Here is a 26,227-nt window from a genome sequence, read left to right as displayed (position 1 = left end):
CCAGTGCTTGGTTCACTATAAAGGTAGCACTCTATGATCAGTCGAGATAAAGCCCCAACGGCTCAAGAAACTTTTATGCAGATGGCGCAGGCAGCTGGCCTCAGAGGTAGGCTGCTTGTCACTGTCGGTATTTTAATTTTGGTTCGCCTGGGTATTTTCTTACCCGTCCCAGGCATTGATAGACCGAGATTTGCCGAAGCTATATCGGGCAGTAATTCCATATTCGGCTTATTGGATATATTTTCCGGGCGAGGACTTTCGACTTTGGGAGTCTTTGCTTTAGGAATTTTGCCCTTCATTAATGCGTCTATTATCATCCAATTACTCACCGCTGCGATTCCAACTTTAGAAAATTTACAGAAAAATGAAGGGGAAGCCGGTCGGCGAAAAATATCGCAAATTACCCGCTACGTCACTGTAGGTTGGGCGATTCTGCAAAGTACAGCTTTTTCGGCATTATTCCTTCAGCAATTCGCTTTAAACCCAGGGCCCATATTCGTAGCTGAAACTGCGATCGCTCTGACTGCTGGTTCGATGTTCGTCATGTGGGCATCAGAATTAATTACAGAACGGGGTATTGGAAATGGTGCATCATTGTTGATTTTTGTCAATATTGTCGCGTCATTACCAAAAGCTTTGGGCGATACCATCGACTTGGTACAAGTAGGTGGTCGGGAAACCGTGGGTCGCGTGATCGTGCTGATCTTAGTTTTCCTAGCAACAATTGTTGGTATTGTGATTGTGCAAGAAGGAATGCGCCGCATCCCAATTATTTCGGCTCGTCGCCAAGTAGGTCGGAGAGTTTTGGCAGAACAGCGTAGCTATCTGCCCTTGCGGCTAAATCAAGGCGGCGTAATGCCAATTATTTTTGCTGCTGCCATCCTCAGCTTGCCATTGCTGATCGCCAATTTTACTAAAAATGCCGAATTGGCGAATATAGTTAACACTTATTTGAGTCCAGGCGGTTCTAGTTCCTGGGTCTATGCCTTGGTGTACATGGTTTCCATCGTTTTCTTCAGCTACTTCTATTCTTCGTTGATTCTCAACCCAGTAGACGTGGCGCAAAACTTGAAGAAAATGGGTTCTAGTATTCCTGGAATTCGTCCCGGTAAGGCAACTAGTGAGTATATTGAACGCGTTTCTAACCGACTCACTTTTTTGGGTGCAATCTTTTTGGGCTTTGTTGCTATTATCCCCACCGCAGTGGAAAGTGCTTTGAATGTGAAAACTTTCCAGGGGATAGGTGCTACCTCTTTGTTAATTTTAGTTGGTGTGGCAATTGAGACAGCCAAACAAGTCCAAACTTATGTCATCTCTCAGCGCTATGAAGGAATGGTGAAATAATAGTGACGCGATTAATCTTCTTGGGGCCACCTGGAGCGGGTAAAGGAACACAAGCTCAAACTTTGGCTGAACACTTGAATATTCCCCATATTTCTACGGGTGAAATATTAAGACAAGCCATGAAAGAGCAAACTCCTTTAGGAATCAAAGCTAAAAGCTATGTTGATAGCGGTGAGTTAGTACCCGATCAGCTAGTGCAAGACTTGGTACAGGAGCGCCTCGATCAACCAGATGCCAAAAATGGTTGGATTCTTGATGGTTTTCCCCGGAAAGTTACTCAAGCAGCTTTTTTGGAGAAGTTACTGGAAACAATACATCAAGGTGGCGAAAGGGTAGTCAATTTAGATGCACCAGATGAAATTGTCATAGCACGTTTGCTAGCTAGAGGACGAAAAGATGATACCGAAGAGGTGATTCGTCGTCGTTTAGAAGTATACCGCGCGGAAACTGCACCTTTAATTGATTATTATGGCGATCGCAAAAAACTCCTAACAGTCAATGGCAATCAGTCCCAAGAAGATGTCACTGGTGAACTACAAAAGGTAATCGCTTCTTGAAAGGGGAGTAGGGAGTAGGGAGTGGGGAGTAGGGAATTCACCACTTATCACTCACTATTTCCCAATCATCAGTCCCCACTCCCCCTAACAAAAAAAAGATCAATTTTAGCTAAGATATATTAATAAACCGTTGATATATTTCTTAAAGTGTGTTTATTTGCAGATGAAGCGCTGCAACTGAACACCAAATTGTTGAGTTGAGGAAAAAACAAATTGTCTAAGCAAGATTTGATTGAAATGGAAGGCACGGTTACAGAGTCCTTGCCCAATGCGATGTTTCGCGTTGACTTGGACAATGGCTTTAACGTGCTAGCACACATTTCCGGCAAGATTCGCCGAAATTATATCAAGATTTTGCCCGGCGATCGCGTCAAGGTAGAGTTAACCCCCTACGACTTGACCAAAGGCAGAATCACTTATCGCTTGCGTAAGAAGTAAGTATATGTAGAGAATTTTACCATAAAACCATTTTTTTGACTGTTTATTAGTCATTTAACTGGATTAATTTCCCTAGAAATGCTATAATTTTATATTTGGAGTCAAAAAATAAAAGGCATGAAAGTTAGAGCCTCAGTCAAGAAAATTTGTGAAAAGTGTAACGTGATCAAACGTCGTGGTCGCGTGATGGTGATCTGTGTGAACCCCAAGCACAAGCAACGTCAAGGATAACGCTCTTACCAACAGAGCCAGTTGCAGGACGCATATCATCATTAAAACGAAAAGACGCGATTAATCACGTTTTTCTAACCAACAGTAATTGCGAAAACAATAGGGAGAGTTCATTGTGGCACGTATTGCCGGAGTAGACCTTCCACGCGATAAGCGCGTCGAGATCGGTCTGACTTACATTTACGGAATTGGGTTATCACGCTCTCAAGAAATTATAGCGGCTACTGGTGTGAACCCAGACACCCGCGTTAAGGACTTAAGTGATGCTGATGTAACAGCCCTGCGAGGGGAAATAGAAAGCAACTATCAAGTTGAAGGCGACTTGCGGCGCTTGGAGTCTTTGAACATCAAGCGCTTAGTTGACATTGGTACTTACAGAGGCCGTCGTCATCGCATGGGCTTACCAGTCAGAGGTCAAAGAACTCGCACCAATGCCAGAACCCGTCGAGGCAGAAGGCAGACAGTGGCTGGGAAGAAGAAGGCTCCAGGGAAATAATTTTGCAACGCTTGCTAATCCGAGCAAGTTTTACCTTAAATCAACTAAACAAGTATGGCGAGACAACCAACTAAAAAAACCGGGAGCAAGAAGCAGAAACGGAATGTACCCAGTGGAATGGCTTACATCCAGTCTACTTTCAACAATAGCATTGTCACCATTACCGATCAAAACGGAGATGTCATCTCCTGGGCTAGCGCTGGTTCTAGCGGTTTTAAGGGAGCAAAAAAGGGAACTCCCTTTGCAGCACAAACTGCTGCTGAAAGTGCAGCCCGTAGAGCCATTGATCAAGGAATGCGCCAAATTGAGGTAATGGTCAGTGGGCCAGGAGCAGGTAGAGAAACCGCTATCCGGGCGCTTCAAGGAGCAGGACTGGAAATTACCCTGATTCGGGATATTACCCCCATTCCTCACAATGGTTGTCGTCCACCCAAGCGCCGTCGAGTTTAAACACTAAGACTTGGGCAGTGAGGACGAAAAGTTACAGCCAGCAATGACAGCTTGGGCGTCTAACGTGCAAACTGTCATCAAGTGAAAACTTGGGCGACCAAAAGCGTGTCAGATTTTCCCACAGGGAAAGCTGTTAAGCTTCAGGATACCCAAAATATTATCAGCGCCTGCAAGCTCAATAGGGGCGTCAAACTATACCGTAATTTCATAGTAGTAGTTTTGATATACCTATAATCTACAGGACATAAATTCAATTCGGGAGGCAATTGACTTGTCTGCTAGCAGCACCTTAGAAAAAGGGAGGCTCATCCGTGGCGCAGTTTCAAATTGAATGTGTAGAGTCGAATACTGACGAAAGTCGGAACCATTACAGTAAATTTGTTCTGGAACCTCTAGAGCGTGGTCAAGGAACAACTGTTGGCAACGCACTGCGGCGGGTTTTACTATCCAATCTAGAGGGTACGGCAGTTACAGCAGTGAGGATTGCAGGCGTTTCACACGAGTTTGCCACAGTTCCGGGCGTGCGGGAAGATGTACTGGAAATCCTCATGAAAATGAAGGAAGTTATCCTGAAAAACTATTCCTCACAGCCTCAGATTGGTAGATTACTCGTTAACGGCCCAGCAACAATCACTGCGGCTCATTTTGATTTGCCCAGTGAAGTAGAAATCATCGATCCGACCCAGTATGTAGCCACCATTGCTGAGGGTGGAAAACTGGAAATGGAATTTCGGATCGAGAAAGGCAAAGGCTATCGCACTGTAGAGCGAGGACGTGAGGAAGCCACATCGTTGGATTTTCTGCAAATCGACTCAATATTTATGCCGGTGCGAAAAGTCAACTACAGTGTTGAAGAATCTCGTGGGGAAGGCTTGATTCCAAAAGACCGACTACTGTTGGAAGTTTGGACAAATGGCAGTATTTCCCCTCAAGAAGCACTATCTTCCGCCGCTGCGATCTTGGTAGATTTATTCAACCCGTTGAAAGACATCTCCCTAGAACCAACAGATACAGGTTCGGAGATTCCAGACGACCCAACTGCTCAGATACCCATCGAAGAGTTGCAACTTTCTGTGCGGGCATATAACTGTCTCAAACGGGCACAAGTTAACTCTGTGGCAGATTTGCTGGATTATACCCAAGAAGACCTCTTAGAAATTAAGAACTTTGGGCAGAAGTCAGCAGAAGAAGTTGTGGAAGCTTTGCAGCGACGCTTGGGCATCACCTTGCCAATGGAAAGAGGCTCTAAACACCCTTAAGAAAAACCTTCATAATTCATAGTGCATAATTATGCGTCACCGTTGTCGCGTCAAAAAACTCAGTAAACCAGCCGATCAACGCCGTGCTTTACTGCGATCGCTCGCCACCGAGTTGATCCGTCATGGTAAGATCACCACCACTTTAATTAGAGCGAAAGTTCTCCGAAGTGAAGTGGAAAAAATGATTACTCTAGCTAAAAATGGCTCCTTGGCAGCACGCCGGGAAGCTCTTGGCTATATCTTCGACAAACAACTGGTTCACGCTCTATTTGAGCAAGCTCCAACTCGATATGGCGATCGCCAGGGCGGTTATACCCGCATCCTGCGTACCGTACCGCGTCGGGGCGATAATGCAAAAATGGCAATAATTGAATTGGTTTAAGTCATTAGTCATTGGTCATTAGTCATTGGTCATTAGTGAATAACAAAGGACAACTGACAAATGACAAAAGACAAAGGACAAAATCTGTATGTTAGAAAGCCACCAGCCTACAAAAACTCATCGAGTAGCCTTGGTAATCCAATACCTGGGCACTCATTTTCATGGCTGGCAACGGCAAAAACAACACCGGACAGTCCAAGAAGAGATTGAAATTGCGATCGCTACTATTCTTGGGCATCATGTAACATTACACGGTGCTGGGCGAACCGATTCTGGAGTTCACGCTGCTGCTCAAGTAGCCCATTTTGAAGCAACAGGTTTTATTCCGCCTCACAAGTGGGCAACAATCCTCAACAGCTACCTGCCGCCAGATATATTAATCAGGGCTTCAGCTAGTGTCGATAACCGTTGGCACGCTCGCTTTAGTGCAGCCTATCGACGGTATCGCTACACAATATATACTGAAGATCGGCTTAACTTGTTTGTAAGACCCTTCAGTTGGCATTATTATTATGCACCCCTGGATGAATCTTTAATCCAAGCTGCCTTGAAACCTCTCTTGGGAAAGCATCACTTAGCTGCTTTTCACCGTGCAGGCTCAAAGCGATCGCATTCCTGGGTAGAGGTGCAAGCAGTAGAGTGTCGTCGCAGTGGGCCATTTATCCATATTGAAATACAGGCAGATGGATTTTTGTATGGCATGGTACGGCTGTTGGTAGGGATGCTGGTAGAAGTAGGTTCTGGACAACGAACACTTTCTAGCTTCACCGAACTCTGGAAAGAAGAACGCCGGGAAGAAGTGAAATATGCCGCACCGCCTCAAGGCTTGTGTTTGTTGCGAGTCGGCTATCCCGATTTTCCCTTTCCGAAAGAGATTTGGTACGACACCTTGCCAAAGTTCGTCACTAGTCAAGAGTCATTAGTCATTGGTTCTTAGTAACTACAAATGACAAAAGACAAATGACTAATGACAAATTAAAAATGACAAAGGACAAATGACAAATGACAACAGTTAAAACATACCTTCCTTCTCAAGCAACCCTTGAGCGTGAGTGGTACATAGTAGATGCCACCGATAAACGCCTCGGTCGCCTGGCCAGCGAAGTCGCCCAGGTATTGAGAGGCAAAAAGAAACCCGAATATACGCCTCATCTAGATACAGGTGATTTCGTAATCATCATCAATGCCGAGAAAGTCGCAGTTACAGGCAAAAAGCGCACTCAAAAGCTTTACCGCCGCCATTCTGGTCGTCCCGGTGGGATGAAAACCGAAACTTTCGCTAAACTACAAGACCGCATACCAGAGCGGATTTTAGAACAAGCTGTTAAAGGTATGCTACCTAAAAATAGCCTCGGTAAGCAGTTGTTCACCAAGCTGAAAGTTTATGCTGGGCCTACGCATCCCCATGATGCTCAAAAACCTAAAGAACTAAAAGTTAATACAATTCCTGGAGAAGAAAATTAATGGTAGTCGCAGATGCTAATAGCGGTCGCGCCGTATACTGGGGTACTGGCCGTCGTAAGAACGCAGTAGCACGGGTACGCTTGGTTCCAGGCACAGGTCAACTGACTGTGAACGGTAAAGATGGAAACTTGTATTTCCAATTTAACCCCAACTACCTGGGAGTCATTAAAGCACCCCTGGAAACTCTGGGATTAGAAAACGAATATGACATTTTGGTAAAAGCAGAAGGCGGCGGCTTGACCGGACAGGCTGATTCTGTTCGTTTGGGAGTTGCTCGTGCTTTGTGCCAACTTGACCCAGACAACCGCCCACCTTTGAAAACCGAAGGTTACTTGACTCGCGATCCGAGAGCAAAAGAGCGGAAGAAATATGGTTTACATAAAGCTCGGAAAGCACCTCAGTACTCTAAGCGTTAGGGAATTGGGTATTGATGAAGAAGGTGATAGGTTACAGGGGACAGGTGATAGTTTTCTGTTACCTCTAACCTGTTCCCTTCTCCCTTCTTCTAGCTGCAATTGAACGCTGAAAGTTATAATTTATATAGATTCATCACAAAAAGAACAATGGCTAAAGCTGATATTCACCCCAAGTGGTATCCAGATGCTAAAGTTTACTGCAACGGTCAAGTTGTTATGACCATTGGCTCTACCAAGCCAGAATTGCATGTAGATGTTTGGTCTGGAAATCACCCATTTTACACCGGTACTCAGAAGATTATTGACACTGAGGGTCGAGTAGAGCGCTTCCTCCGCAAGTACGGTATGAGCAGCACTCAAACATCTGGCGACGAACAAGACAAAAAGTAGCGAGTTGGCTCTGCTGTTAACGACGGCCCTGCATCAGCTGGGTCGATTTTCATTTATATGCTCGAGCCAATTTGTTATTTTTTTAAGGAGCGATCGCAATCGTCATGGCTGAATCATACTTACTGGACAAACTAAAATCCGTTGAACAAACTTTTAATGAATTAACACGTCGTCTTGGCGACCCCGATACCGCTAGCAATCCTGATGAGTATCAAGAAATTGCTAAGTCTCGTTCTTCTTTGGAAGAGGTTGTTAATACTTATGAAATTTGGAAAACAGCCCAAGAAGACTTAATCGGAGCGCGTCAGGTTTACAAAGAATCTGCAAGTGACCCAGAGTTGCAAGAAATGGCATCACTGGAAGTAAAAGAACTTGAAGAAAAAATAGAACATTTAGAGTCTCGCTTGAAAGTCTTACTGCTACCACGCGACCCCAATGATGAAAAGAATATCATGTTGGAAATTCGCGCTGGTACTGGTGGCGATGAAGCAAGTATTTGGGCTGGCGATTTGATGCAGATGTACACTCGCTATGCTCAGACTCAAGGTTGGAAAGTTTCTCTAGTGAGCGAATCTCGCGGAGAAATGGGTGGCTGGAAAGAGGTCATTCTCGAAATTAAAGGTAATGATGTTTACAGCCAGCTAAAGTTTGAAGCTGGAGTGCATCGTGTGCAGCGCGTGCCGGCAACTGAATCTGGAGGACGGGTTCATACTTCCACAGCTACCGTGGCGATTATGCCAGAGGTGGATGATGTGGAAATTCACATTGACCCGAAAGATATTGAAATGACTACAGCTCGTTCTGGTGGTGCTGGTGGACAAAACGTCAACAAGGTGGAAACAGCCGTTGACTTGATGCACAAACCAACGGGAATACGCATTTTCTGTACAGAAGAACGCAGCCAGTTGCAAAACAAAGAACGGGCTATGCAAATTCTGCGGGCGAAGTTGTATGACATCAAGTTAGGCGAACAACAAGCAGCTGTAACTTCCATGCGGCGATCGCAGGTTGGTACTGGATCGCGATCGGAAAAAATTCGCACCTATAATTATAAAGATAACCGTGCTACCGACCATCGGTTAGGTCAGAATTATTCCCTTACCCCTGTTTTGGATGGTGATTTAGAGACACTTATCCAATCTTGTATATCTCTAGACCAGCAAGAACGTCTCGCGGAGTTAGCGACTTCTGCCGCTAACTAATACCAATTCAATTAATGATTGCAACACATCTTTGGTTGGATAAAGACGCGATGAATCGCGTCTCTACAAATGGTAATAATTTTTGCTGTTAAATATCCTGTAAAACCACTTGTTGCACTGTTGCTTTTAACACGGACAGGTGGTTTTCTAATATCGCATGGAGTATATCTTCTATTTCACTGGGATAATGGTAATAAGCAAATTCGTACTTCATAACGTAATTTAGCTTCGCCCATTCCTTCAGGGTTTCACAGGTATAAATTAGCTTTTCCACTTCTTCTTGCCAACGTACAAAAATCCGGTAGCTAAAAAAGCTGCTGCATATATTGCCTTTTGCATCCCAGTAGGAAATACACACTTGATGTTTCAGAAGGTGGATTTTTTTGATTTGCTTAACATCGTAGCCTTTAACTTTTAAAGCTTCTTTGGTTTCTGCGTCAGAAATGTTCCACTGTTCTGGTTTAATTTTATTAGTGGCTATAAGATTTTTACCTTTGCGGCGATATTGGTTAATTTTGCGTGGCTTGCGAAACATGATGCACCTTCGATATTATTTCTTCGCAGCAAAGTCTAACTACTAGCTGAAGTGCTGTAGCAAACTAAGTTTTTTGGGTTGATTAAAGATAGATGGGTTATTCTACTAGCTTGATGCCTGTAGTTGCCGATTTACAACCAGAGATATAGTTTAGTACTAAAACACAAGGCTGTCAATATAAAAGTAAACTTGTATTATTGAAAGTAAACTTGTAAATAAAGTTGGCTAGCTATATAAGCAGTGAAGATCGAAAGCAAACAAAAACTGATTGAAATCATTAAACTAGCTCGCGGTTCAATGAGTCAGCGAGCATTTGGTAAGCTTTTGGGAGTATCTGCTACTGCTGTTCAGATGTGGGAAAAAGGTGTGAAGGTTCCAGATACAGAAAATTTGGCTCAAATCGCATCGAAAGCAGGCTACACAATGGAAGAGTTAATTAGCTGTATTGATGGTAAGCCAATTCCAGAAACTTCAGATTTGAGTCTGATTCTGAGACAAATCCAGCACATGCCTCTTAGCCAAGTAGCTCAAATTGTGCAAGCTGCGGCAGATAGATTGGCGGCTGTGGCTGAAGCATCCGGGGATGAGGCGAAGGCCAGTTAAATAATTCGTAATTCGTAATTCGTAATTAAGTTTTTTAAGGGCGATTTAGCACAAAATCGGATCAAACTAGCTTGTGATTTCTTGCTGTCAAGATTCAACTCTATGGACAAACCTTTTTTGTATGACCAAGATTTCTATGGCTGGACACAGCAGCAGGCTAAAGCGTTAGAACAGAGGCTAGTTATGGAACTAGACTGGCAACACCTGCAAGAAGAAATTCAAGCTTTGGGGAGACAGGAGTTTCGGGAACTCGTGAGTCGTCTGAGTGTATTACTCGGTCATCTCTTGAAGTGGGAGTATCAACCCGAACAACGCTCTCGCAGCTGGTTTTTAACAATTCGAGAACAGCGTCGCGCCATCCACAGACATCTGCGGCAGAACCCTAGCTTAAAGTCTCGAATAGAAGAAGCCTTGTTAGATGGTTTTGAAGCGGGTGTTGATTTGGCGCTACGAGAAACTAACTTACCATTACGAACTTTTCCAGAGCATTGCCCCTATTTATTCGATGATGCGATGTCTACGACGGGCTACGCCTACGCAGACAATTTTCTGTGCGATACTCGTCAAGACTGGGAAGGATAATTACTACAATTTTTATGACGCTCATTTGTTATTTGGAGACACCTTAAGTAGAATAAAGTGAAAGAAATTATATACTTATAAGTTTTACTCCAAGTTAGATTAGATATAGTTACATCTATGAAAGAAGTAATAGAAAATGTAAAACAAACTATAGCGCAAAAAGAAATACTTTGGGCTTATCCAATTGCACTGAAATTAAAAAATATCATTATAGTTTGGCAATTAAATGGGCAATAGAATGCATACAAATATATTCATCCGAGATTGAATCGGACAAACTTTCCCAGCTTAATAAATATATTCAGCAAGCTTTGTCCGAGCCAAATTTTTTAACTCCTTTACAGTGTAATGAAATTAGTCGAGAAATATGGTATTTGCCTGAAAGGGAAGAAATTCAAACTGCGATAGCTCGACTATGGGGTTCTATCGCAGCTTTTAAAGATGGAGAAGATTGTGGTGGAGTAATAGAAACCACTAGGGCAGTCGAATTAATATTACCTGATATATCCGATCGTCATTTACTAGATCGATACCTGGAAGCTGCTGTAATAATTTATGAAAAATATGAATCACAAAACTAGGTGTGTGAGTAGTAGAATCGCATTGATTCATCTGGCGATCGCTAATTTTGGCTGAGTTAGAGGTTCTGGAAGAAATACGTAATGACTATACAAACTAAGCCCGTCTGCGTGGACTCCAGCAAGTTGAAACCCACGGAGGTGGGTTTTGTCTGTATAGCTGCGATTTCTAATCGCCAGTGCTAGGGTATTTTACTGGCAGTTAAGGAATAAATGGTTTTAAAATGGTGCAATCTGAAAATATGTAGGGGTGCAGCTATGTCGCTACGCAATGAGCCTTTAGATTGGCAAATTGAAACCAACAATCCTTATATACCAGTTTATCATCAAGGTAATTTGGTGGGATTTTTTAAACCAGAATATGCCAGTGAAATTATTAAAATTTTAAATGAAGAAGAAGTCTTAAAGAAAGCGCTGAAAATGGCTTGTACTGATTTAATTAAAAAAATCGGTGGCGATACCAGAAAAGTCAATTTTTTAATGGAAAAATATGTAAAAACTAGTGAGCGCCCCAAGCATGGAACTAGAGCGATCGCAGTTTTACTTCAGGATAGGCAAAAAGAGCTTGACTTGAGTAACCAGGAGTTTGCAAAATTCTGCGATACTTTTAAATTATCTCCTACGGAACTGAATAATATTTATGCCGGAGAAGCATTTGATGATATTTTATTACCGCCCCTTTCACGTATATTAGGGATAGCAAAAGAGCAATTGCTCAAAGTACGAGATGGTTCTGAAGAATAAAGTAATAAATGAACAGCAAATCAAAATCTTCAAATGATATAAAGTTGTGAAAACAGACATCATCTTTTATCGGCTGTTTCAAGAATTCCCTGATATCTTCTTTGAACTTATTGGTAATCCTCCAGAAGAAGCTAGCCTTTATCAATTTTCATCAGTTGAAATCAAACAAACAGCCTTCAGAATCGATGGTGTGTTTCTGCCTACACAAGGAAGCGAGAATCCGATTTACTTTGTTGAAGTGCAATTTCAAGCTGATGGGGAAATTTATTCACGGCTAATTGCAGAAATATGTTTATACCTCCGTCAGAATCAACCATCAAATGACTGGGGTGCTGTGGTTTTATACCCCAATAGGAATGTAGATACAGGAGATATCAAACATTACCGTGAGTTTTTCACAAGTGGGCGCGTCAGGCGTATTTATTTGGATGAATTAGGTGAAGGTGCATCGCTTCCAATTGGCATTGCAACTGCTAAATTAGTAATTGCAACCGACGATATAGCGATCGCACAAGCTAGGGTGTTGATAGATAGAACCAAGTCAGAAATAAGCTCACCACCAAAACAGCAGCAATTATTACAATTTATAGAGACTATTTTGGCTTACAAGTTTCCCACAATGAGTAGGGAGGAGATGGAGGAAATGTTTGGGTTAAGCGAGTTAAAGCAAACCAGATTTTATCAGGAAGCCTTTCAGGAAGGTGTTGAACAAGGTAAGGTTCAAGGCATTGAACAAGGTAGGGTTCAAGGCATTGAACAAGGTAAGGTTCAAGGCATTGAACAAGGTAGGGTTCAAGGTATTGAGCAAGGTAAACTCAAAGCAGTACCAGCAATGTTGGCAGCCGGGTTGACTGTAGAACAAGTAGCACAGGCGCTAGATTTGAGTGTCGAAGGAGTCAGACAAGCCGCGCAGTAGGATTCTTCTGATCAAGGAGTAGAGAAATTGGTGGACTACAACATAGGAACCATGAGTTTCAAAGATACAAAAATTTATCAAGAAGCATTTGAAGAAGGGCGTTTGGAAGGTTTACGGCAATCAGTACCTCGTCTATTAGATTTAGCGTTAACTATTGAGCAAGTTGCGGAGGGATTAGGTTTAACTATAAACCAAGTTCAAAACGCGAAACTCTATTATGATGGCATCCAAATAGGTGAGCATAGAGCAAAATTAAAATTAATACCCACCTTGTTGAAATTGGGGGTGACAGTGGAACAAGTAGCTGAGGCATTTGATTTCAGTGTCGAAGAAGTTAGACAAGTAACACAAAGCCAGCCTTGAGTATAGATGTGGTAAATTTTATCCGTGGCTCAAGCCAAATTTAGTTTGCGGCTTCCAAACTCGATCGCGACGAATTTATAGTTAATTTTTGTTAATATTAGAGGCGGTGTTAGTACTTCGTCCTCAACCACCCACTCCCTACCTGAGAGAAACTTAATGCTGCGACTAGAACATATAAGTAAAATTTATCCCACAGGCGAAGTTCTCAAAGATATCAACTGGGAAGTTAAACCAGGCGATCGCATTGGCTTAGTCGGTGTCAACGGTGCTGGAAAATCAACCCAACTTAAAATCATCTCTGGGGAAATGGAACCCACCGCCGGCGAAATCATTCGTCCTAATAGCTTACATATAGCCTACCTTAACCAAGAGTTTGAAGTAGACCCCACTCGCACCGTTAGAGAAGAATTTTGGACTGTCTTCAAAGAAGCCAACGAAGTACAGTTATCTCTGGCGCACATACCACAAGAGATGGAAACGGCTAGCCCAGAGGAACTGGATCGACTGATCGACAAGTTGGATCGCTTGCAGCGCAAATTTGAAGCATTGGATGGCTACAACTTAGATGCACGCATCGGGAAAATTTTACCAGAAATGGGGTTTGGGCTAGAAGATGGCGATCGCCTCGTCAGTGCCTTCAGTGGTGGTTGGCAAATGCGGATGAGTTTAGGTAAAATCCTGCTGCAAAAACCCGACTTGTTGCTGCTGGATGAACCGACTAACCACCTAGATTTAGAAACCATTGAGTGGTTAGAAAATTACCTCAGAGGGCTGATTACGCCGATGGTAATAGTCTCCCATGACCGAGAGTTCCTTGACCGCCTCTGCACCCAAATTGTGGAAACAGAACGTGGCGTTTCCAGTACCTACCTTGGTAACTACTCGGCATATTTGGAACAAAAAGCCGAAAGTCAATCAGCACAACTGAGTGCTTACGAACGTCAGCAAAAAGAATTAGAGAAACAGCAAACCTTTGTTGATAGATTTCGCGCCAGTGCTACCCGCAGTACCCAGGCAAAAAGCCGGGAAAAGCAACTCGACAAAATCGAGCGCATTGAAGCGCCCATTGCTGGGGTAAGAACTCTCCACTTCCGTTTTCCCCCTGCACCCCGCAGTGGACGCGAGGTAGTAGAAATTAAAGATTTAACTCATCTTTATGGTGATAAAATCTTGTTTTTGGCAGCAAATCTGCTAATTGAAAGAGGCGATCGCATTGCTTTTCTTGGCCCCAATGGTGCTGGAAAATCTACCCTTCTGCGCGTAATTATGGGTATGGAACCACCCACAGAAGGTAGCGTTCAATTAGGGGATCACAACGTTATCCCTGGTTACTTTGAGCAAAATCAAGCTGAAGCCTTGGACTTGAAGAAAACTGTCATGGAAACTATCCATGATGAAGTTCCAGACTGGGATAACCAAGAAGTCCGCACGCTTTTGGGACGCTTCTTATTTACCGGTGATACTGTATTTAAGGCAGTTGGGGCATTAAGTGGAGGAGAAAAAGCTCGTTTGGCGTTGGCAAAAATGCTCTTACGTCCCGCGAACTTACTAATTTTAGATGAGCCGACAAACCACCTAGATATTCCAGCAAAGGAAATGCTGGAAGAAGCGCTCAAAAATTATGACGGTACGGCAATCGTAGTTTCCCACGATCGCTACTTTATTTCTCAAGTAGCTAACAAAATCGTCGAAATTCGTGATGGTGAATTCCGGGTTTACTTAGGAGACTATCATTACTATCTCCAGAAAATTGCCGAGGAAAAAGAACAAGCAAAGTTAGCTGCGATCGCTGCTGAAAAAGCTGCTAAAAAAGCTGCAAAAGCTTCCAGTAAAAAGAAATAATAGATAGAGTACAGACTTAGTAGTAGTGCTAAAATGCTACTACTAAGTAATCACTTTTTATTAGCGACCACCTACATTAGATAAAAATTGCTAAAGTTTGAAAAATCATTCAAAAAACTGCAAGTCTTTCATAAAATAAATTAATAAGCAAAAATTCACTTGCGGCGTGGATTAGCAGTGGTATCATTCGGGTATTACAAAAAGTAAAGGGCAATTTTACTATGACCAAAGCACCTGTTGCTCCTGTGGTGCTAGTCATTTTAGACGGATGGGGCTACTGCGAGGAAAAGCGAGGAAACGCTATTGTTGCTGCTAAAACTCCCATAGTGGACAGTTTATGGACAGCTTACCCGCATACCCTCATCCGCACATCAGGAAAAGCCGTAGGGTTGCCAGAAGGTCAAATGGGCAACTCGGAAGTTGGTCATTTGAACATTGGCGCTGGGCGAGTAGTACCGCAAGAACTGGTACGCATCTCTGATGCGGTTGAAGACGGTTCTATTGCCTTAAACCCAGCACTCGTCAAAATTTGCCAGGAAGTTCGCTCTCGGAATGGCAAGCTGCATTTAGTAGGCCTTTGTTCTGAGGGAGGGGTACATTCACATATCACCCATCTATTCGGACTACTTGACTTAGCCAAAGACCAGCGAATTCCAGAAGTTTGTATTCACGCCATTACCGATGGTCGTGACACCGCCCCAACTGACGGTGTAAGAGCAATCACACTATTGCAAGATTATATAAACCGCACAGGAATTGGGCGCATAGTCACCCTCAGCGGTCGCTACTACGCGATGGATCGCGATCACCGCTGGGATCGCGTCAAACGTGCCTACGACGTGATGACTCAAGATGGTGTGGTTGATAATCGCACGGCTGTAGAAATCTTGCAAGCATCTTACGCCGAAGGGGTAAAAGATGAATTTGTCAACCCAATCCGAATTGCTCCCGGCGCAATAGAACCAGGGGATGGGGTGATATTTTTCAACTTCCGCCCCGATCGCTCTAGACAACTGACTCAAGCTTTGGTCAGTCCCACATTTAACGGTTTTGAAAGACAGCAAATCACACCACTGTCTTTTGTGACCTTTACACAGTATGATTCAGACTTACCCGTGGCTGTAGCCTTTGAGCCGCAGAATCTCAGTAACATTCTGGGAGAAGTCATAGCTAATCACAGTTTGAATCAGTTCCGCACCGCCGAAACCGAAAAATACGCCCACGTCACCTATTTCTTTAATGGTGGTCTGGAGGAACCTTTTGCTGGAGAAGATCGGGAACTGGTAAGCAGTCCAATGGTAGCGACTTATGATCACGCCCCAGCGATGTCAGCAGTAGCAGTTACAGATGTTGCGATCGCTGCGATTCAAAAGGGTACGTATTCTCTAGTTGTGATTAACTATGCCAACCCAGACATGGTAGGGCATACTGGTCAAATCGACGCTACCATCACAGCAATTGAAACAGTTGATCGCTGTTTAGGACGCTTGTTAGAGAGCGTTATCAAAGCCGGCGGGACAACAATTATTACTGCCGATCATGGCAACGCTGAGTATATGCTAGATGATGGGGGTAATCCCTGGACGGCTCATACCACTAATCCAGTCCCCTTTATCTTAGTGGAAGGCGAGAAAGTTAAAATCCCTGGATATGGTACAAATGTCGAACTGCGAAGCGATGGCAAGCTATCCGACATCGCCCCCACAATTCTAGAGATTTTACAGCTACCTCAGCCACCAGAAATGACCGGGCGATCGCTGCTGAAAACAGCAGAATATGAGCTGCAACGCACTCGTACCCCCGTGCAAGTAGGACTGTAAAATAGTGCTGTTAGCGATAGCGGGGCGTTCAGCCCGTGCTGAGTTAGGAGTTTTTAGTGAACTCCTAACTTTTGAATTCTGAATTCTGAATTCTGACTTCTGTTTTTTGAAACTTTTTATAAAAGAGATTCCTACCATGACAGCTACTAATATAGTGCAAGGCATTTGGGCATTTTCCGCCACTGGTTTGATTATCTTGGTTTTACTGCATAGCCCCAAAGGTGATGGCATTGGTGCAATTGGCGGGCAAGCCCAGCTATTTAGCAGCACTAAAAGTGCAGAAAACACTTTAAACCGAATTACTTGGGCTTTGACAGTAATTTTTCTTGGTTTAACAGTAGTTTTAAGTGCTGGTTGGCTGCCTAAATAAGGATAGGTAAATGGGGAAAATAACCCAACACCCAATACTTAAGAGCCTAATAAATTTAATTTCACGACGGTTAATGACAGCTCTTGCCTTATTTATTGGCACAGGGCTGTTAATCGTTTTTATTAATCTCCAGTCAAGTGACGGGTTTACAATAATACCAAAATATGTATATTCAAACTTAATAATCTCTCTATCTCCATCATTTCCCCCAAAATCCCATCCCTTACCGCCCACACTCGCACAGTGGCAAGATAGTACTAATAGTGGTGACTACTTTTCCCAAGTCACAACAACCCAAGTTGGTTATTTAGTCTGGTCGCGATTTCCTATTAGAGTTTACGTAGAACCACCAAAAGCCATCAGCGAAAAACAGTCTCAAGCATGGGTTAATGGTGTCTTGCAGGGTGTACAAGAATGGAGTAATTATTTACCTTTAACAATAGTCGAACAGCCAGAAATTGCTGATATTACGATTGTGCGAAAAGCGCCACCTCTACAAATTTCCCCTAGTAGTAATATACCTCGTGCGCGATCGGCACAAACTACTTACGAGTTATACACCAGCAACAAAATTTTATCCCACCGCTTCACCATCTTATTAAGTCCCAGTCAAACAGGTGAGTATATCCAAGCAGCAGCCCGCCACGAATTCGGACACGCTTTGGGAATTTGGGGTCATAGTCCGCTACAAACTGATGCGCTATATTTTTCTCAAGTTCGTAACCCGCCACCTATTTCTTTCAGAGATGTAAATACTCTAAAGCGGGTTTATGAACAGCCAACCAGTTTAGGATGGTCTTTAGTGGATAATTCCAAGATTAATTGATCGATAGGTAAACTACACAGTTTAGTTAAGGCTAAAATCCTTTGTCAAAGTCAATTTTTTAAACGAACCACCCCTAAGCTCTACGACTTAGAGGTAGAGGTCGCTGTGCTAAAACTTCTTTATAAAGTTCTTCCAGCAGAGTAATATTTTTACTAAGGGTATAGCGGTCTAATATACGCTGTCTGGCTTTTTGCCCCAGTAGGGTTGTTAACTCAGGATGGTCTTGCAACACTGGCAAGAGCGTTCTTAATTGCGATCGCGCTGTTTTGGTACTAATAACTACACCTGCGCCCTTTTCCAATACTTCGCCATCTGCACCCACGTCTGTTGCTAAACAAGCCAACCCACATGACATTCCTTCTAACAGAGATAGAGACAAACCCTCAACCAATGAAGGCAAAACAAATACATCTGCACCCCGCAAAATTTCGATGCGTCGGTCTTCATCGGCAACAAATCCCAGCCAGATAATGCCGTATTCTGAACCATAAAACGGCTCTAAGGAAGACTTCAAAGGCCCGTCGCCAACAATTAGTAACTTGCTACCAGGCGCCATTGCCGACTGTTTCCAAGCGCGGAGGAGGGCTTCGACATTTTTCTCTGGCGCTATCCGACCCTGATAGACAAACAAGCGTTCGGCTTTAAATTCTGTTTTGACTTGAGAAATTCCTGGAGAATACTTAGCGGTATCAACACCGTTGGGAATTACAGCAATATTTTCTTCCCGGACGCCCATCCGTGCCAATAATTCCCGCTGAATTTGAGAAAATACTATCACGCGATCGTAGTTAACTAAAAAAGGCGCGTAGAGCTGATAAGCCAAAAGTTGTGTTCCCGATACCAGTTTTGCCCCCTTCCCAGCAAACGGTGTGTGAAAAGTGGCAATTAGGGGCAATCTCAGTTCCTCACAGATTTCTGGTAGAACAAAGTCGAGAGGAGATAACGTCAAGGAAGCATGGACTACATCTGGCTTGATTTCCCGCAGTGAATCGGTTAAAAGTTTAGTCGCTTTAAAAGTGGGAATTGTATAAACCTGTGACTTGTAAATGAAAGGCAGGGAAACCTCTCGAAGATTGGGCCAATTGTCAGGTTCAGACTCTTCCTGGGCGAAGTGAAGAAAGCTAACTTGATGTCCCCTATCTAGCAAGGCATTTGTAATTTCTCGACTGTAGGTGACATTGCCGCAAAAGGGTGATTTTTTTCCAATCCAGGCTATACGCATTCTTTATTTAGCTGTAAGAAAAGCGGGTTTAATCTATTACTTGTATGATTTTTGTGATTTTTCTTTTATCTAACTATACTTGCTGGTTTTTATTTATTAAAAATTCCCACAATACTCTAGTTTAAAAAGCTTATTTTAAGCTGATTAAACCAATGGATTTGTGGCTTTATTTATTGTAATTATAAGTTGTTAATCTCTGATATTTAAACAACTTATTCTGACTAATGTCAGATTCATATCCGGCAAGTATGCGATAAATTTTCACTGGACATAGTTTACCATGAACACAAAAGCTTTAAGTAAATTATTAATTACATCAAGGTAATGAATAATAACTCTTGTTAGCTGATAACTACTTGTGTGAGTTATACCAGGTTAATATACCTCCTAAAAAGACGATCGCAGCTAATCCCAAAAAAACTACCTGTAATCCCAGAAAGGTTTCTGCAACACCAGCTAATGCCAAAGGTAAGGAAAGGGCAATATTAATTACATTGTTCTGCAAGCCAAAAACTTTACCACGCATTTCTGGAGGTGTTTCTGTTTGGATTGCGGTTTGCATGGGAATTCCCACTAGTGCCCCAAAGATGCCCAGTAACGCTACCAGTAACAAGACGAGCCACAGTTGAGTTGTAAATATTGATAGACCAATCAGGGATGCTGCCATGCCCATACAACCGTACAGACTTAGTTGGGTGTAAGAGAAGCGTTGACCAAATTGACCGAGAATTGTTGCTCCACCAGCTATGCCAACACCTCCAGCAGCTAGTAAAAAACCAAACTGTGAGGCTTTCATGTTAGGAATTATTTCTGCCATCCGAACGGCCAGAACAGTTAATGCTGCAAAAACAGAAAACAAGATAATCAGTTGAAGCAAAGCATTGCGGACGCGATGATTTGCTTTGAGGTAGGCAAAACCGTCCCGCAAGTCAGAGAATACGTGAGGGAATTCTGTATCGGGGTGGTGGTGTTTTTCCTTAGTTGCCAGAAGGAACAAAATTAGTCCTGCGATCGCATAACTGCCACCGACTAAAAGTTCTTTGCCCAAACTACCACTACCACCAATTTGCAGCCAAAGTCCATCTGCGATCGCTAGCAACGGTTCTCCAACGGCAAACCCAATAATCACCGATGCCATCATCGTTGTTGTGTAAAGCGAATTAGCCGAGAGTAAATGCTGTTCTTCTACTATTAAGGGAATTGCCGCCTGTTCTGCCGGGGCAAAAAACTGCGTCAGTGTGGAAACTAAAAAAGTCACACCCAAGATGATTACAAAACCCACGGGTAGCAATCCTATGGGTTTCCAGTCATGAGTCAACCACAACAAAAAGGGAATTGACAAAACCAGAATGCCGCGCCAAATATTCGTTGCTACCAGCACAGCTTTTTTTGACCAGCGATCGACAAACACTCCAGCAACGGAACCAAACAAAACGGCTGGAATAGTAAAAGACATCATCAAGACTGATACCCAGCCACTAATACTCTGATTGCTTGCTTGAAACTGAGTATTAATCAAGGCAATCATCAGCACCAAATAAACTTTATCTGCTAATTGAGAGAAAACTTGACCGCCCCAAAGTGCCAAGAAATTAGGGTTTCTTAATACAGGCAAAAATCCTTGCTGTTTTATGTTTCCTACAACAGCTTCTCCACCTGAACCAGATCCATCTAATTTCGGTGGTTCTTTTTCTGAGATAGTCGCTACTGGCAAATTCTGCCCATTGCGATTGCCATTGCTATCTGCTTCAGCAGTGGTTAATTTGTTTTCAGATTGTGTTTCTGATTGACTTGGAACATCAGTTTTTGGGATCTCCGCTGTCCAACCTTGGTCGTTTTTAGAAACGTCTTTTGGAGACATTTCTTGGCCATTTATTTGACTAGGTGTACACTTGGGAACGGCACTCAAGTGATTCCTGACTGTAGGATCTGATACCCTATTCTGTTTTTTGGCGAGGCTTGGTGACAAAGGTAGGATTTTTTTATCCAAATCAGACGGTTGCATCATGGTTGGCAGCAAAATAAGAGTCGATCAAAGTAGCAGAGCGAATAGGGCGACCTAATTGATACTGAGCATACTGGCGCAAAATCTGCTCAACAGATACCCAGTCATGATCTCTAGCACCATCAATTTGTATTATCTCTGGTTGTGACAGATGTTGAAGCAAAGCCAGTCCTATAGCACCCAGACGACAAGAAATCACAGGTATTTCTTGCCGATGCACAACAACTGTTTGGGCATGGGGCATTGGGAATGGGGCATGGGGCACAGGGAATTGGTCATTAATCTCCCCCTGCTCCTCTGCTCCCCTGCTCCTCTGCCTCTCTGCCCTCATCTCCCTCTGTCCCTCTCTTCGCAAACGTTCCCTAGCTTCTAAAGAAACCGTTCCACCCGCAGGTATACTAAATCCTACCTGCCAGTTGGGTTCTGTAAAATTTGGCTTAATGGGGCGTTGAGATAGGCAACAAATTTGCACTTGTGGCGTCAGTCCTGCTAGGGCTAAAAGGTGAAACACACCATGAGCTAGATGAGCCAAAACACCAGATGGATTTGCACCAGACACAGCCTCTAAGCGATGAAGATGTTCATTAAACAAATCATAAAGTTCTTCTTGGGGTTGTTCGCTCAAAGCTTCACACAGAACTATTTCTGCTAAATATTGACTGGCAGCCAGTTTTCCCAAATCTTTAGCTAAACCAGGATAAGTTTTTAACGTCTGTGCTTGAGTAATCCTATCAAGCGATCGCCCTTTTGCAATCAATAGTTCATTCACAACGAACATCCCACTCCTACCGCCCAGGCTGGAGTTGTGCTTACGTGACCCTGGAGCCACTGCTCGAATCAGACCGAACTCACGTGTCAAAATCGTGACTATTTTATCCGATTCTCCCAATGCCTGGGTTTTAAGATTAATACCAGTTGCTTTGTAGGTTCTACTCATTAGTCATTAGTCACTAGTCATCAGTAGTTATTAGTCATTAGTCATTGGTCAAGGGTCATTAGCTTAGGACAAATGACAAATGACAAATGACAAAGGACAAATGACTATTCACCTTTTCCCAGGTTATCGCGCTGGCGGATCAAATCGATACCTCGAGATGTGCCTAATCTAGTAGCACCCGCTACGATTAAGTCTAGGGCTTGATTGATAGTGCGGATACCACCTGAAGCTTTAATTCCCACCCTTTCTTTTGCCAATTCCTGCAAAAGTCTTACATCTGCCACTGTTGCACCACCATTCCAACCTGTACTGGTTTTTAAGAATGCTGCTCCCGCCTCCATAGCTATTTCAGCAGCTATTTTTTTCTCCGCATCTGTCAACAGGTTAGTTTCCAAAATTACCTTGACCGTTTGCCCAGTCTCTTCGCAAATTTCGGCAATTTCCCGGTGGACTTCTTCAGTTTTGCCAGCTTTCAACCAGCCCAAGTTCATTACCACATCCAACTCAGTCGCCCCACTATCCACCGCTTCTTGAGCTTCATATAGTTTCACTGCTGAAGTTGTCGCACCAGAAGGAAAGCCAATCACGGTACAGACTTTCGGGTTCTTACCGTGGAGAAGTTCAACTGCTTGCTTGACATGAGCGGGGAACAGACAAACCGCCGCAAAATTGAATCTGTATGCTTCTTCACACCATTGCTCAACCTGCTCTGGAGTAGCTGTTGACGTTAACAGGGAGTGATCTATAAATGGCGCAATATCAATGTTTGGATAGTCTGCTGCCATCGTGTCTTCTGCCGGTGATTGATTATTAAACTTTATAAAAAATTAAAACATTTCTTATATATATATTAAACCACATTTATTACGAGTTTATCTTGAAAACAAGCTACTGACTTGTCTTAAATTTTGGTTTTATAGATATGCCGGAATTCCTGTAAGTATTTAAGTTGACGTTATGTGGTAGTAAGGTTAGTAATATCAACAGTATTTTTCACACCAGTTTCTAAGAAGTTAATAATAGTTTTAGCTAACGCCTTCGATGCCAAATATGGCACGCCATTACCAATAGTTTTAAACATATTCGTTAGCGACATATTCTCTGGAAAGACAAAATTTGCAGGCAAAGATTGAATAGATAAAGCTTCTGCTACAGAAATTCGCCGAATTTTATAAGGATGTAAATGTACTTCATTATTTCCATAACAAGCTGTTGGAGAGTAACGCCATCTATGCAGACGCTTAAAAGACTTCCTGGAATTATCTCCTTCATCAACAGCAGCAAATTTTGTGATACCTGCCCTTGGTTGAAAATAGTTCTTAGCATTGGGGTGCTTCAAAACGTTATTTTTTCTAAACCAGTATTCAACTGTCAGTTCTTCAGGTATACCATCAGGACAAGGTATTAAAGAATTTTCTTTGAATGCCTCACACTTACACCAGGGGTAAGCAAAAACTTTTTCTTGAGGATATATGATGTAATTATTCCAAGGAAAATATCCATCAGATATTAACTTTTCACTACTGAATTTTATTCCTATATTCTTAAGAAAATTATTTTTGAAACCAATGAGTATAATTCTTTCTCTATCCTGGGGTACACCATATTCGATGGCATTAATTAACCGTTCTGTCAATATATAGCCAGCTTCTTGTAATTGTTGCTTGAGCGATTCAAAAAATAAACGGTGTTTTGTCGTCTTCCATAAACCTTTAACGTTCTCAAATAAAAAGAAGTCGGGAATATTTTGGCAAATTAATTCAATATATGAAGCGGAAAGCTTGCCATTATCTCCTAAATGTCCTCTATTTTTCCCACCAATAGAAAAATCAGGACAGGGAGGCCCACCTATGAAACCAATTGTCTTATGAGATTTGCGGCAATCTTTGACTAATTCTTGAAGGCGTTGTGCTTCTTTTCCAGCAATAAGTTTTGTTACATCTGCTGCTTCACCGTGATGATATCCATATTCAGGCGATCGCATTTTCAGAACTTCTCGTGAATGGCGATAGGCAGCCATAAATGGGGCGAAGATTTCATTGACATAAACAATATCAAAACCGCTGGTTTCAAAACCTAAATCTAGGAAACCTGAGCCAGCAAAAAAAGAGAAAATACAAGGGCGATCGCTCATTGAATGACTAGTATTATAAAACAGTCTTATTAATATCAGATATTACTAAAATTGGTTATGTCTTTACCTCTAGGGAGAATTAAGACTAACTATCCCAATTTAGTCTTAGGGTTAACAAAACCAAATATACTTAGGGTTTCTACGTAAGTACCAATCAAAAACGAACAATTGGAAGATTGCTTAAATAGTAAAAAAAATTCACAATTTCACTAAGTAGCTAATATCAAAGTTTACTCAATCTTTAAGGAAAATCCCTGACATAAAAGCAGTCTGAAGTCACAATTAGATATAGGAGTTTTCAAGCTCCAAATGATGTTTAAGACAAGTATTTGTCATTAAATAAAAAACCGGGGTACTTCGGACTAATTTTTATGCGGATTTTAATTTACTCCTACAACTACTATCCAGAGCCAATTGGTATAGCCCCACTAATGACTGAATTAGCAGAGGGACTAGTGAAACGTGGGCATGAAGTGCGCGTAGTCACTGCTATGCCTAACTACCCTGAGCGTCAAATTTACCAGGAATATCGGGGCAAGTGGTATCTCAACGAATACAAAAATGGAGTTCAAATTCAACGCAGTTACGTTTGGATTCGTCCACAACCCAACCTATTAGATCGGGTGTTATTAGATGCTAGCTTTGTTGTCACTAGTTTTGTGCCCGCCCTCATTGGTTGGCGTCCAGATGTAATCCTCTCAACATCGCCATCCTTGCCAAGCTGTGTACCAGTTTCTCTTTTAGGATGGTTACGTGCTTGTCCTGTGATTTTAAATCTACAAGATATATTACCAGAAGCAGCTGTCCACGTCGGTCTACTGAAAAATAAATTACTTATCCGGTTGTTTACATTATTGGAAAAATTTGCCTACCGCACTGCCAGTAAAATTAGCGTCATCGCCGATGGGTTTGTGGACAATTTGCGAGGTAAGGGCGTAGAAGCTGACAAAATTGTACAAATTCCCAACTGGGTTGATGTAAATTTTATCCGCCCTTTGCCTAAAGAAGATAACCCTTTCCGGGCAGCACATAATCTAAATGGCAAATTTGTAGTACTTTATTCTGGTAATATCGCCCTAACCCAAGGCTTAGAAAGCGTTGTCAAAGCGGCTTCTGTATTGCGTCATATCCCAGATATTGTTTTTGTCATCGTTGGAGAGGCAAAAGGTTTACAACGATTGCAACAGGAATGTCTAGACTGCGGCGCAGATAATGTTTTGCTACTACCATTTCAACCCCGCAAAGATTTGCCACAAATGTTGTCAGCTGCCGATGTTGGCTTGGTGGTGCAAAAGAAAAATGTTGTATCCTTCAATATGCCGTCAAAAATTCAAGTGCTACTTGCCAGTGGAGGAGCTTTAGTTGCCTCTGTCCCCGATAATGGTACGGCAGCAAGAGCCATAAGGCAAAGTGGTGGTGGGATTATCGTTCCTCCAGAAGATCCTCAAGCCTTAGCTATGGCAATTTTAGATTTGTACCAAAACCCCGAAAAAGTCAAAACTCTGGGTTACAAAAGTCGTCAATATGCCGTTGAGCAATATGCTTTTGAGCAAGCTTTAAATCAGTATGAGTCCTTGTGTTACTCATTGACAGCAGATCGTCGAGCAATTCAGTCTACAGGCATAGTTACGAAACAAGAAGTTTAATCTCCGCAGCAAAGTTACATTTAACTACTACAAGGCTAGAATCGGGCAGTGTCAAGCCCTCAAATCTAGATATAGAAGATTTTGAGGGTAGCTAAATTTTATTAGGAAATATACAGCAATAGAAAAGCAGGTTTCCAAGTACATTGTTGAACCGAGAATTCCACGGCTTCGCTTCATTCAATCCGTGGACAAAGGACAATTAAGTATCTAAAATTACCTAAAAACACACGTATGGGAATTGCTCTTTTGGTAGACCAGTTATGAGTATGCTGTGTTGTGTCGTAATTTTTAGCAGATAGTCTAAAAGCTAGATGTGGCCTTATCTGCGAATTACTAGCTTTCCATTACAGATTATGCTGTTTGATGAATCTGCGATTATTTTCGCTGGAAATTAGTTCTGGAAAGCTATTGGTTGATTTCTCGCTGCATAATAACCATCCGCAACTGCATCTAAACAGCCAATTATCAAACTAGC

Annotated in this window: 30 protein-coding genes; 24 read left to right on the top strand and 6 right to left on the bottom strand. The window is 42.6% G+C overall.

The features are described 5' to 3' along the window. Window positions 1-33 precede the first annotated feature (33 nt). The 13 genes from secY to prfA all read left to right on the top strand — a co-directional run bounded on the left by secY (window position 34) and on the right by prfA (window position 8,629). Window positions 34-1,344 (top strand): preprotein translocase subunit SecY, encoded by a 1,311-nt coding sequence (gene secY / locus A4S05_RS15755; protein ID WP_069070764.1) that lies wholly within the window; start codon window positions 34-36, stop codon window positions 1,342-1,344. 2 nt (window positions 1,345-1,346) lie between these two features. Further along, window positions 1,347-1,901 carry an adenylate kinase gene (locus A4S05_RS15750; RefSeq protein WP_069070763.1) on the top strand — a complete coding sequence of 185 codons (555 nt, stop codon included), beginning with the start codon at window positions 1,347-1,349 and terminating at the stop codon, window positions 1,899-1,901. A 213-nt stretch (window positions 1,902-2,114) separates the two neighbouring features. Beyond that, window positions 2,115-2,339, top strand: coding sequence for a translation initiation factor IF-1 (infA, locus tag A4S05_RS15745; RefSeq protein WP_006276978.1), 225 nt, complete (start codon window positions 2,115-2,117; stop codon window positions 2,337-2,339). Between the two features lie 117 nt (window positions 2,340-2,456). Beyond that, window positions 2,457-2,570 (top strand): 50S ribosomal protein L36, encoded by a 114-nt coding sequence (rpmJ, locus tag A4S05_RS38925; protein ID WP_015129703.1) that lies wholly within the window; start codon window positions 2,457-2,459, stop codon window positions 2,568-2,570. 115 nt (window positions 2,571-2,685) lie between these two features. After that, window positions 2,686-3,066, top strand: coding sequence for a 30S ribosomal protein S13 (gene rpsM / locus A4S05_RS15740; protein ID WP_069070762.1), 381 nt, complete (start codon window positions 2,686-2,688; stop codon window positions 3,064-3,066). Window positions 3,067-3,120: 54 nt separating this feature from the next. After that, window positions 3,121-3,516: a 30S ribosomal protein S11 gene (rpsK, locus tag A4S05_RS15735; protein ID WP_069070761.1), complete on the top strand. Its 396-nt coding sequence runs from the start codon at window positions 3,121-3,123 to the stop codon at window positions 3,514-3,516. Window positions 3,517-3,827: 311 nt separating this feature from the next. Continuing rightward, on the top strand, window positions 3,828-4,775 hold the full coding sequence (locus A4S05_RS15730; RefSeq protein WP_069070760.1) for a DNA-directed RNA polymerase subunit alpha: 948 nt from the start codon (window positions 3,828-3,830) through the stop codon (window positions 4,773-4,775). 31 nt (window positions 4,776-4,806) lie between these two features. Further along, window positions 4,807-5,157: a 50S ribosomal protein L17 gene (gene rplQ / locus A4S05_RS15725; RefSeq protein ID WP_069070759.1), complete on the top strand. Its 351-nt coding sequence runs from the start codon at window positions 4,807-4,809 to the stop codon at window positions 5,155-5,157. Window positions 5,158-5,245: 88 nt separating this feature from the next. Further along, window positions 5,246-6,094 (top strand): tRNA pseudouridine(38-40) synthase TruA, encoded by an 849-nt coding sequence (truA, locus tag A4S05_RS15720; RefSeq protein ID WP_069070758.1) that lies wholly within the window; start codon window positions 5,246-5,248, stop codon window positions 6,092-6,094. A gap of 65 nt (window positions 6,095-6,159) precedes the next feature. Next, the gene (gene rplM / locus A4S05_RS15715; protein WP_069070757.1) at window positions 6,160-6,621 is read left to right on the top strand and encodes a 50S ribosomal protein L13; all 462 of its coding nucleotides are present in this window, start codon (window positions 6,160-6,162) and stop codon (window positions 6,619-6,621) included. After that, a complete protein-coding gene (gene rpsI / locus A4S05_RS15710) occupies window positions 6,621-7,037 on the top strand; it encodes a 30S ribosomal protein S9 (RefSeq protein WP_012410698.1) in 417 nt (138 codons plus the stop codon). Before rplM ends, rpsI begins: the two co-directional genes overlap by 1 nt. Window positions 7,038-7,184: 147 nt before the next feature. After that, window positions 7,185-7,427: a 50S ribosomal protein L31 gene (rpmE, locus tag A4S05_RS15705; protein ID WP_069070756.1), complete on the top strand. Its 243-nt coding sequence runs from the start codon at window positions 7,185-7,187 to the stop codon at window positions 7,425-7,427. A gap of 104 nt (window positions 7,428-7,531) precedes the next feature. Beyond that, entirely contained in the window at window positions 7,532-8,629 is a 1,098-nt protein-coding gene (gene prfA / locus A4S05_RS15700) for a peptide chain release factor 1 (protein ID WP_069070755.1), read from the top strand. An 88-nt stretch (window positions 8,630-8,717) separates the two neighbouring features. Here the strand turns inward: prfA and A4S05_RS15695 are convergent, their stop codons facing one another. Further along, on the bottom strand, window positions 8,718-9,164 hold the full coding sequence (locus tag A4S05_RS15695; protein ID WP_069070754.1) for a hypothetical protein: 447 nt from the start codon (window positions 9,162-9,164) through the stop codon (window positions 8,718-8,720). Window positions 9,165-9,404: 240 nt separating this feature from the next. Between A4S05_RS15695 and A4S05_RS15690 the strand changes: the two genes are divergently transcribed. From A4S05_RS15690 to A4S05_RS15645, 10 genes are all read left to right on the top strand, one after another. Then, the gene (locus A4S05_RS15690) at window positions 9,405-9,767 is read left to right on the top strand and encodes a helix-turn-helix domain-containing protein (protein ID WP_069070753.1); all 363 of its coding nucleotides are present in this window, start codon (window positions 9,405-9,407) and stop codon (window positions 9,765-9,767) included. Window positions 9,768-9,869: 102 nt separating this feature from the next. Next, entirely contained in the window at window positions 9,870-10,349 is a 480-nt protein-coding gene (locus A4S05_RS15685) for a DUF29 domain-containing protein (protein WP_069070752.1), read from the top strand. A 215-nt stretch (window positions 10,350-10,564) separates the two neighbouring features. After that, entirely contained in the window at window positions 10,565-10,930 is a 366-nt protein-coding gene (locus A4S05_RS15680; protein ID WP_256090992.1) for a hypothetical protein, read from the top strand. A gap of 255 nt (window positions 10,931-11,185) precedes the next feature. Then, complete coding sequence (locus tag A4S05_RS15675; RefSeq protein ID WP_069070751.1) at window positions 11,186-11,671, top strand: hypothetical protein; 486 nt, start codon at window positions 11,186-11,188, stop codon at window positions 11,669-11,671. A gap of 46 nt (window positions 11,672-11,717) precedes the next feature. Beyond that, window positions 11,718-12,587, top strand: a complete 870-nt coding sequence (locus A4S05_RS15670; RefSeq protein ID WP_069070750.1) for an Rpn family recombination-promoting nuclease/putative transposase — start codon at window positions 11,718-11,720, stop codon at window positions 12,585-12,587. 51 nt (window positions 12,588-12,638) lie between these two features. Next, the gene (locus tag A4S05_RS41655) at window positions 12,639-12,950 is read left to right on the top strand and encodes a hypothetical protein (RefSeq protein WP_084227128.1); all 312 of its coding nucleotides are present in this window, start codon (window positions 12,639-12,641) and stop codon (window positions 12,948-12,950) included. Window positions 12,951-13,106: 156 nt separating this feature from the next. Then, entirely contained in the window at window positions 13,107-14,792 is a 1,686-nt protein-coding gene (locus tag A4S05_RS15660) for an ABC-F family ATP-binding cassette domain-containing protein (protein WP_069070749.1), read from the top strand. Window positions 14,793-15,013: 221 nt separating this feature from the next. Then, a complete protein-coding gene (gene gpmI / locus A4S05_RS15655; RefSeq protein WP_069070748.1) occupies window positions 15,014-16,612 on the top strand; it encodes a 2,3-bisphosphoglycerate-independent phosphoglycerate mutase in 1,599 nt (532 codons plus the stop codon). A gap of 136 nt (window positions 16,613-16,748) precedes the next feature. Continuing rightward, complete coding sequence (secG, locus tag A4S05_RS15650) at window positions 16,749-16,982, top strand: preprotein translocase subunit SecG (protein ID WP_012410686.1); 234 nt, start codon at window positions 16,749-16,751, stop codon at window positions 16,980-16,982. A 10-nt stretch (window positions 16,983-16,992) separates the two neighbouring features. Then, entirely contained in the window at window positions 16,993-17,808 is an 816-nt protein-coding gene (locus A4S05_RS15645) for a peptidase (RefSeq protein WP_069070747.1), read from the top strand. A 73-nt stretch (window positions 17,809-17,881) separates the two neighbouring features. On the opposite strand, the gene A4S05_RS15640 is transcribed toward A4S05_RS15645, so the two are convergent. The 5 genes from A4S05_RS15640 to A4S05_RS15620 form a co-directional block, all read right to left on the bottom strand. Continuing rightward, entirely contained in the window at window positions 17,882-19,030 is a 1,149-nt protein-coding gene (locus A4S05_RS15640) for a glycosyltransferase family 4 protein (protein WP_069070746.1), read from the bottom strand. A 352-nt stretch (window positions 19,031-19,382) separates the two neighbouring features. Next, entirely contained in the window at window positions 19,383-21,035 is a 1,653-nt protein-coding gene (locus tag A4S05_RS15635; protein ID WP_069070745.1) for an MFS transporter, read from the bottom strand. Beyond that, window positions 21,022-21,972 (bottom strand): DNA repair protein RecO, encoded by a 951-nt coding sequence (gene recO / locus A4S05_RS15630; RefSeq protein ID WP_069070744.1) that lies wholly within the window; start codon window positions 21,970-21,972, stop codon window positions 21,022-21,024. The genes A4S05_RS15635 and recO overlap by 14 nt, the downstream gene beginning before the upstream one ends. A gap of 104 nt (window positions 21,973-22,076) precedes the next feature. Continuing rightward, window positions 22,077-22,757, bottom strand: a complete 681-nt coding sequence (deoC, locus tag A4S05_RS15625) for a deoxyribose-phosphate aldolase (RefSeq protein WP_069070743.1) — start codon at window positions 22,755-22,757, stop codon at window positions 22,077-22,079. 170 nt (window positions 22,758-22,927) lie between these two features. Continuing rightward, window positions 22,928-24,106: a DNA cytosine methyltransferase gene (locus tag A4S05_RS15620; protein WP_069070742.1), complete on the bottom strand. Its 1,179-nt coding sequence runs from the start codon at window positions 24,104-24,106 to the stop codon at window positions 22,928-22,930. A 371-nt stretch (window positions 24,107-24,477) separates the two neighbouring features. On the opposite strand from A4S05_RS15620, the gene A4S05_RS15615 reads away from it, so the two are divergent. Then, entirely contained in the window at window positions 24,478-25,752 is a 1,275-nt protein-coding gene (locus A4S05_RS15615; protein ID WP_069070741.1) for a glycosyltransferase family 4 protein, read from the top strand. Window positions 25,753-26,227: the final 475 nt, after the last annotated feature.

It is taken from the genome of Nostoc sp. KVJ20 (assembly GCF_001712795.1).
Taxonomy (GTDB): domain Bacteria; phylum Cyanobacteriota; class Cyanobacteriia; order Cyanobacteriales; family Nostocaceae; genus Nostoc.
The sequence above is the reverse complement of the archived record's forward strand: the minus strand, read 5'-3'. Positions and strand labels throughout refer to the sequence as shown.

Bases quoted from the DNA above. Each gene is read 5' to 3' on its own strand.
- secY (WP_069070764.1), top strand. From the start codon at position 34: ATGATCAGTCGAGATAAAGCCCCAACGGCTCAAGAAACTTTTATGCAG.
- rpmJ (WP_015129703.1), top strand. From the start codon at position 2,457: ATGAAAGTTAGAGCCTCAGTCAAGAAAATTTGTGAAAAGTGTAACGTG.
- rpsK (WP_069070761.1), top strand. From the start codon at position 3,121: ATGGCGAGACAACCAACTAAAAAAACCGGGAGCAAGAAGCAGAAACGG.
- rplQ (WP_069070759.1), top strand. From the start codon at position 4,807: ATGCGTCACCGTTGTCGCGTCAAAAAACTCAGTAAACCAGCCGATCAA.
- truA (WP_069070758.1), top strand. From the start codon at position 5,246: ATGTTAGAAAGCCACCAGCCTACAAAAACTCATCGAGTAGCCTTGGTA.
- rplM (WP_069070757.1), top strand. From the start codon at position 6,160: ATGACAACAGTTAAAACATACCTTCCTTCTCAAGCAACCCTTGAGCGT.
- rpsI (WP_012410698.1), top strand. From the start codon at position 6,621: ATGGTAGTCGCAGATGCTAATAGCGGTCGCGCCGTATACTGGGGTACT.
- rpmE (WP_069070756.1), top strand. From the start codon at position 7,185: ATGGCTAAAGCTGATATTCACCCCAAGTGGTATCCAGATGCTAAAGTT.
- prfA (WP_069070755.1), top strand. From the start codon at position 7,532: ATGGCTGAATCATACTTACTGGACAAACTAAAATCCGTTGAACAAACT.
- A4S05_RS15695 (WP_069070754.1), bottom strand. From the start codon at position 9,164: ATGTTTCGCAAGCCACGCAAAATTAACCAATATCGCCGCAAAGGTAAA.
- A4S05_RS15685 (WP_069070752.1), top strand. From the start codon at position 9,870: ATGGACAAACCTTTTTTGTATGACCAAGATTTCTATGGCTGGACACAG.
- A4S05_RS15675 (WP_069070751.1), top strand. From the start codon at position 11,186: ATGTCGCTACGCAATGAGCCTTTAGATTGGCAAATTGAAACCAACAAT.
- A4S05_RS41655 (WP_084227128.1), top strand. From the start codon at position 12,639: ATGAGTTTCAAAGATACAAAAATTTATCAAGAAGCATTTGAAGAAGGG.
- A4S05_RS15660 (WP_069070749.1), top strand. From the start codon at position 13,107: ATGCTGCGACTAGAACATATAAGTAAAATTTATCCCACAGGCGAAGTT.
- gpmI (WP_069070748.1), top strand. From the start codon at position 15,014: ATGACCAAAGCACCTGTTGCTCCTGTGGTGCTAGTCATTTTAGACGGA.
- secG (WP_012410686.1), top strand. From the start codon at position 16,749: ATGACAGCTACTAATATAGTGCAAGGCATTTGGGCATTTTCCGCCACT.
- A4S05_RS15645 (WP_069070747.1), top strand. From the start codon at position 16,993: ATGGGGAAAATAACCCAACACCCAATACTTAAGAGCCTAATAAATTTA.
- A4S05_RS15640 (WP_069070746.1), bottom strand. From the start codon at position 19,030: ATGCGTATAGCCTGGATTGGAAAAAAATCACCCTTTTGCGGCAATGTC.
- A4S05_RS15635 (WP_069070745.1), bottom strand. From the start codon at position 21,035: ATGCAACCGTCTGATTTGGATAAAAAAATCCTACCTTTGTCACCAAGC.
- recO (WP_069070744.1), bottom strand. From the start codon at position 21,972: ATGAGTAGAACCTACAAAGCAACTGGTATTAATCTTAAAACCCAGGCA.
- deoC (WP_069070743.1), bottom strand. From the start codon at position 22,757: ATGGCAGCAGACTATCCAAACATTGATATTGCGCCATTTATAGATCAC.
- A4S05_RS15620 (WP_069070742.1), bottom strand. From the start codon at position 24,106: ATGAGCGATCGCCCTTGTATTTTCTCTTTTTTTGCTGGCTCAGGTTTC.
- A4S05_RS15615 (WP_069070741.1), top strand. From the start codon at position 24,478: ATGCGGATTTTAATTTACTCCTACAACTACTATCCAGAGCCAATTGGT.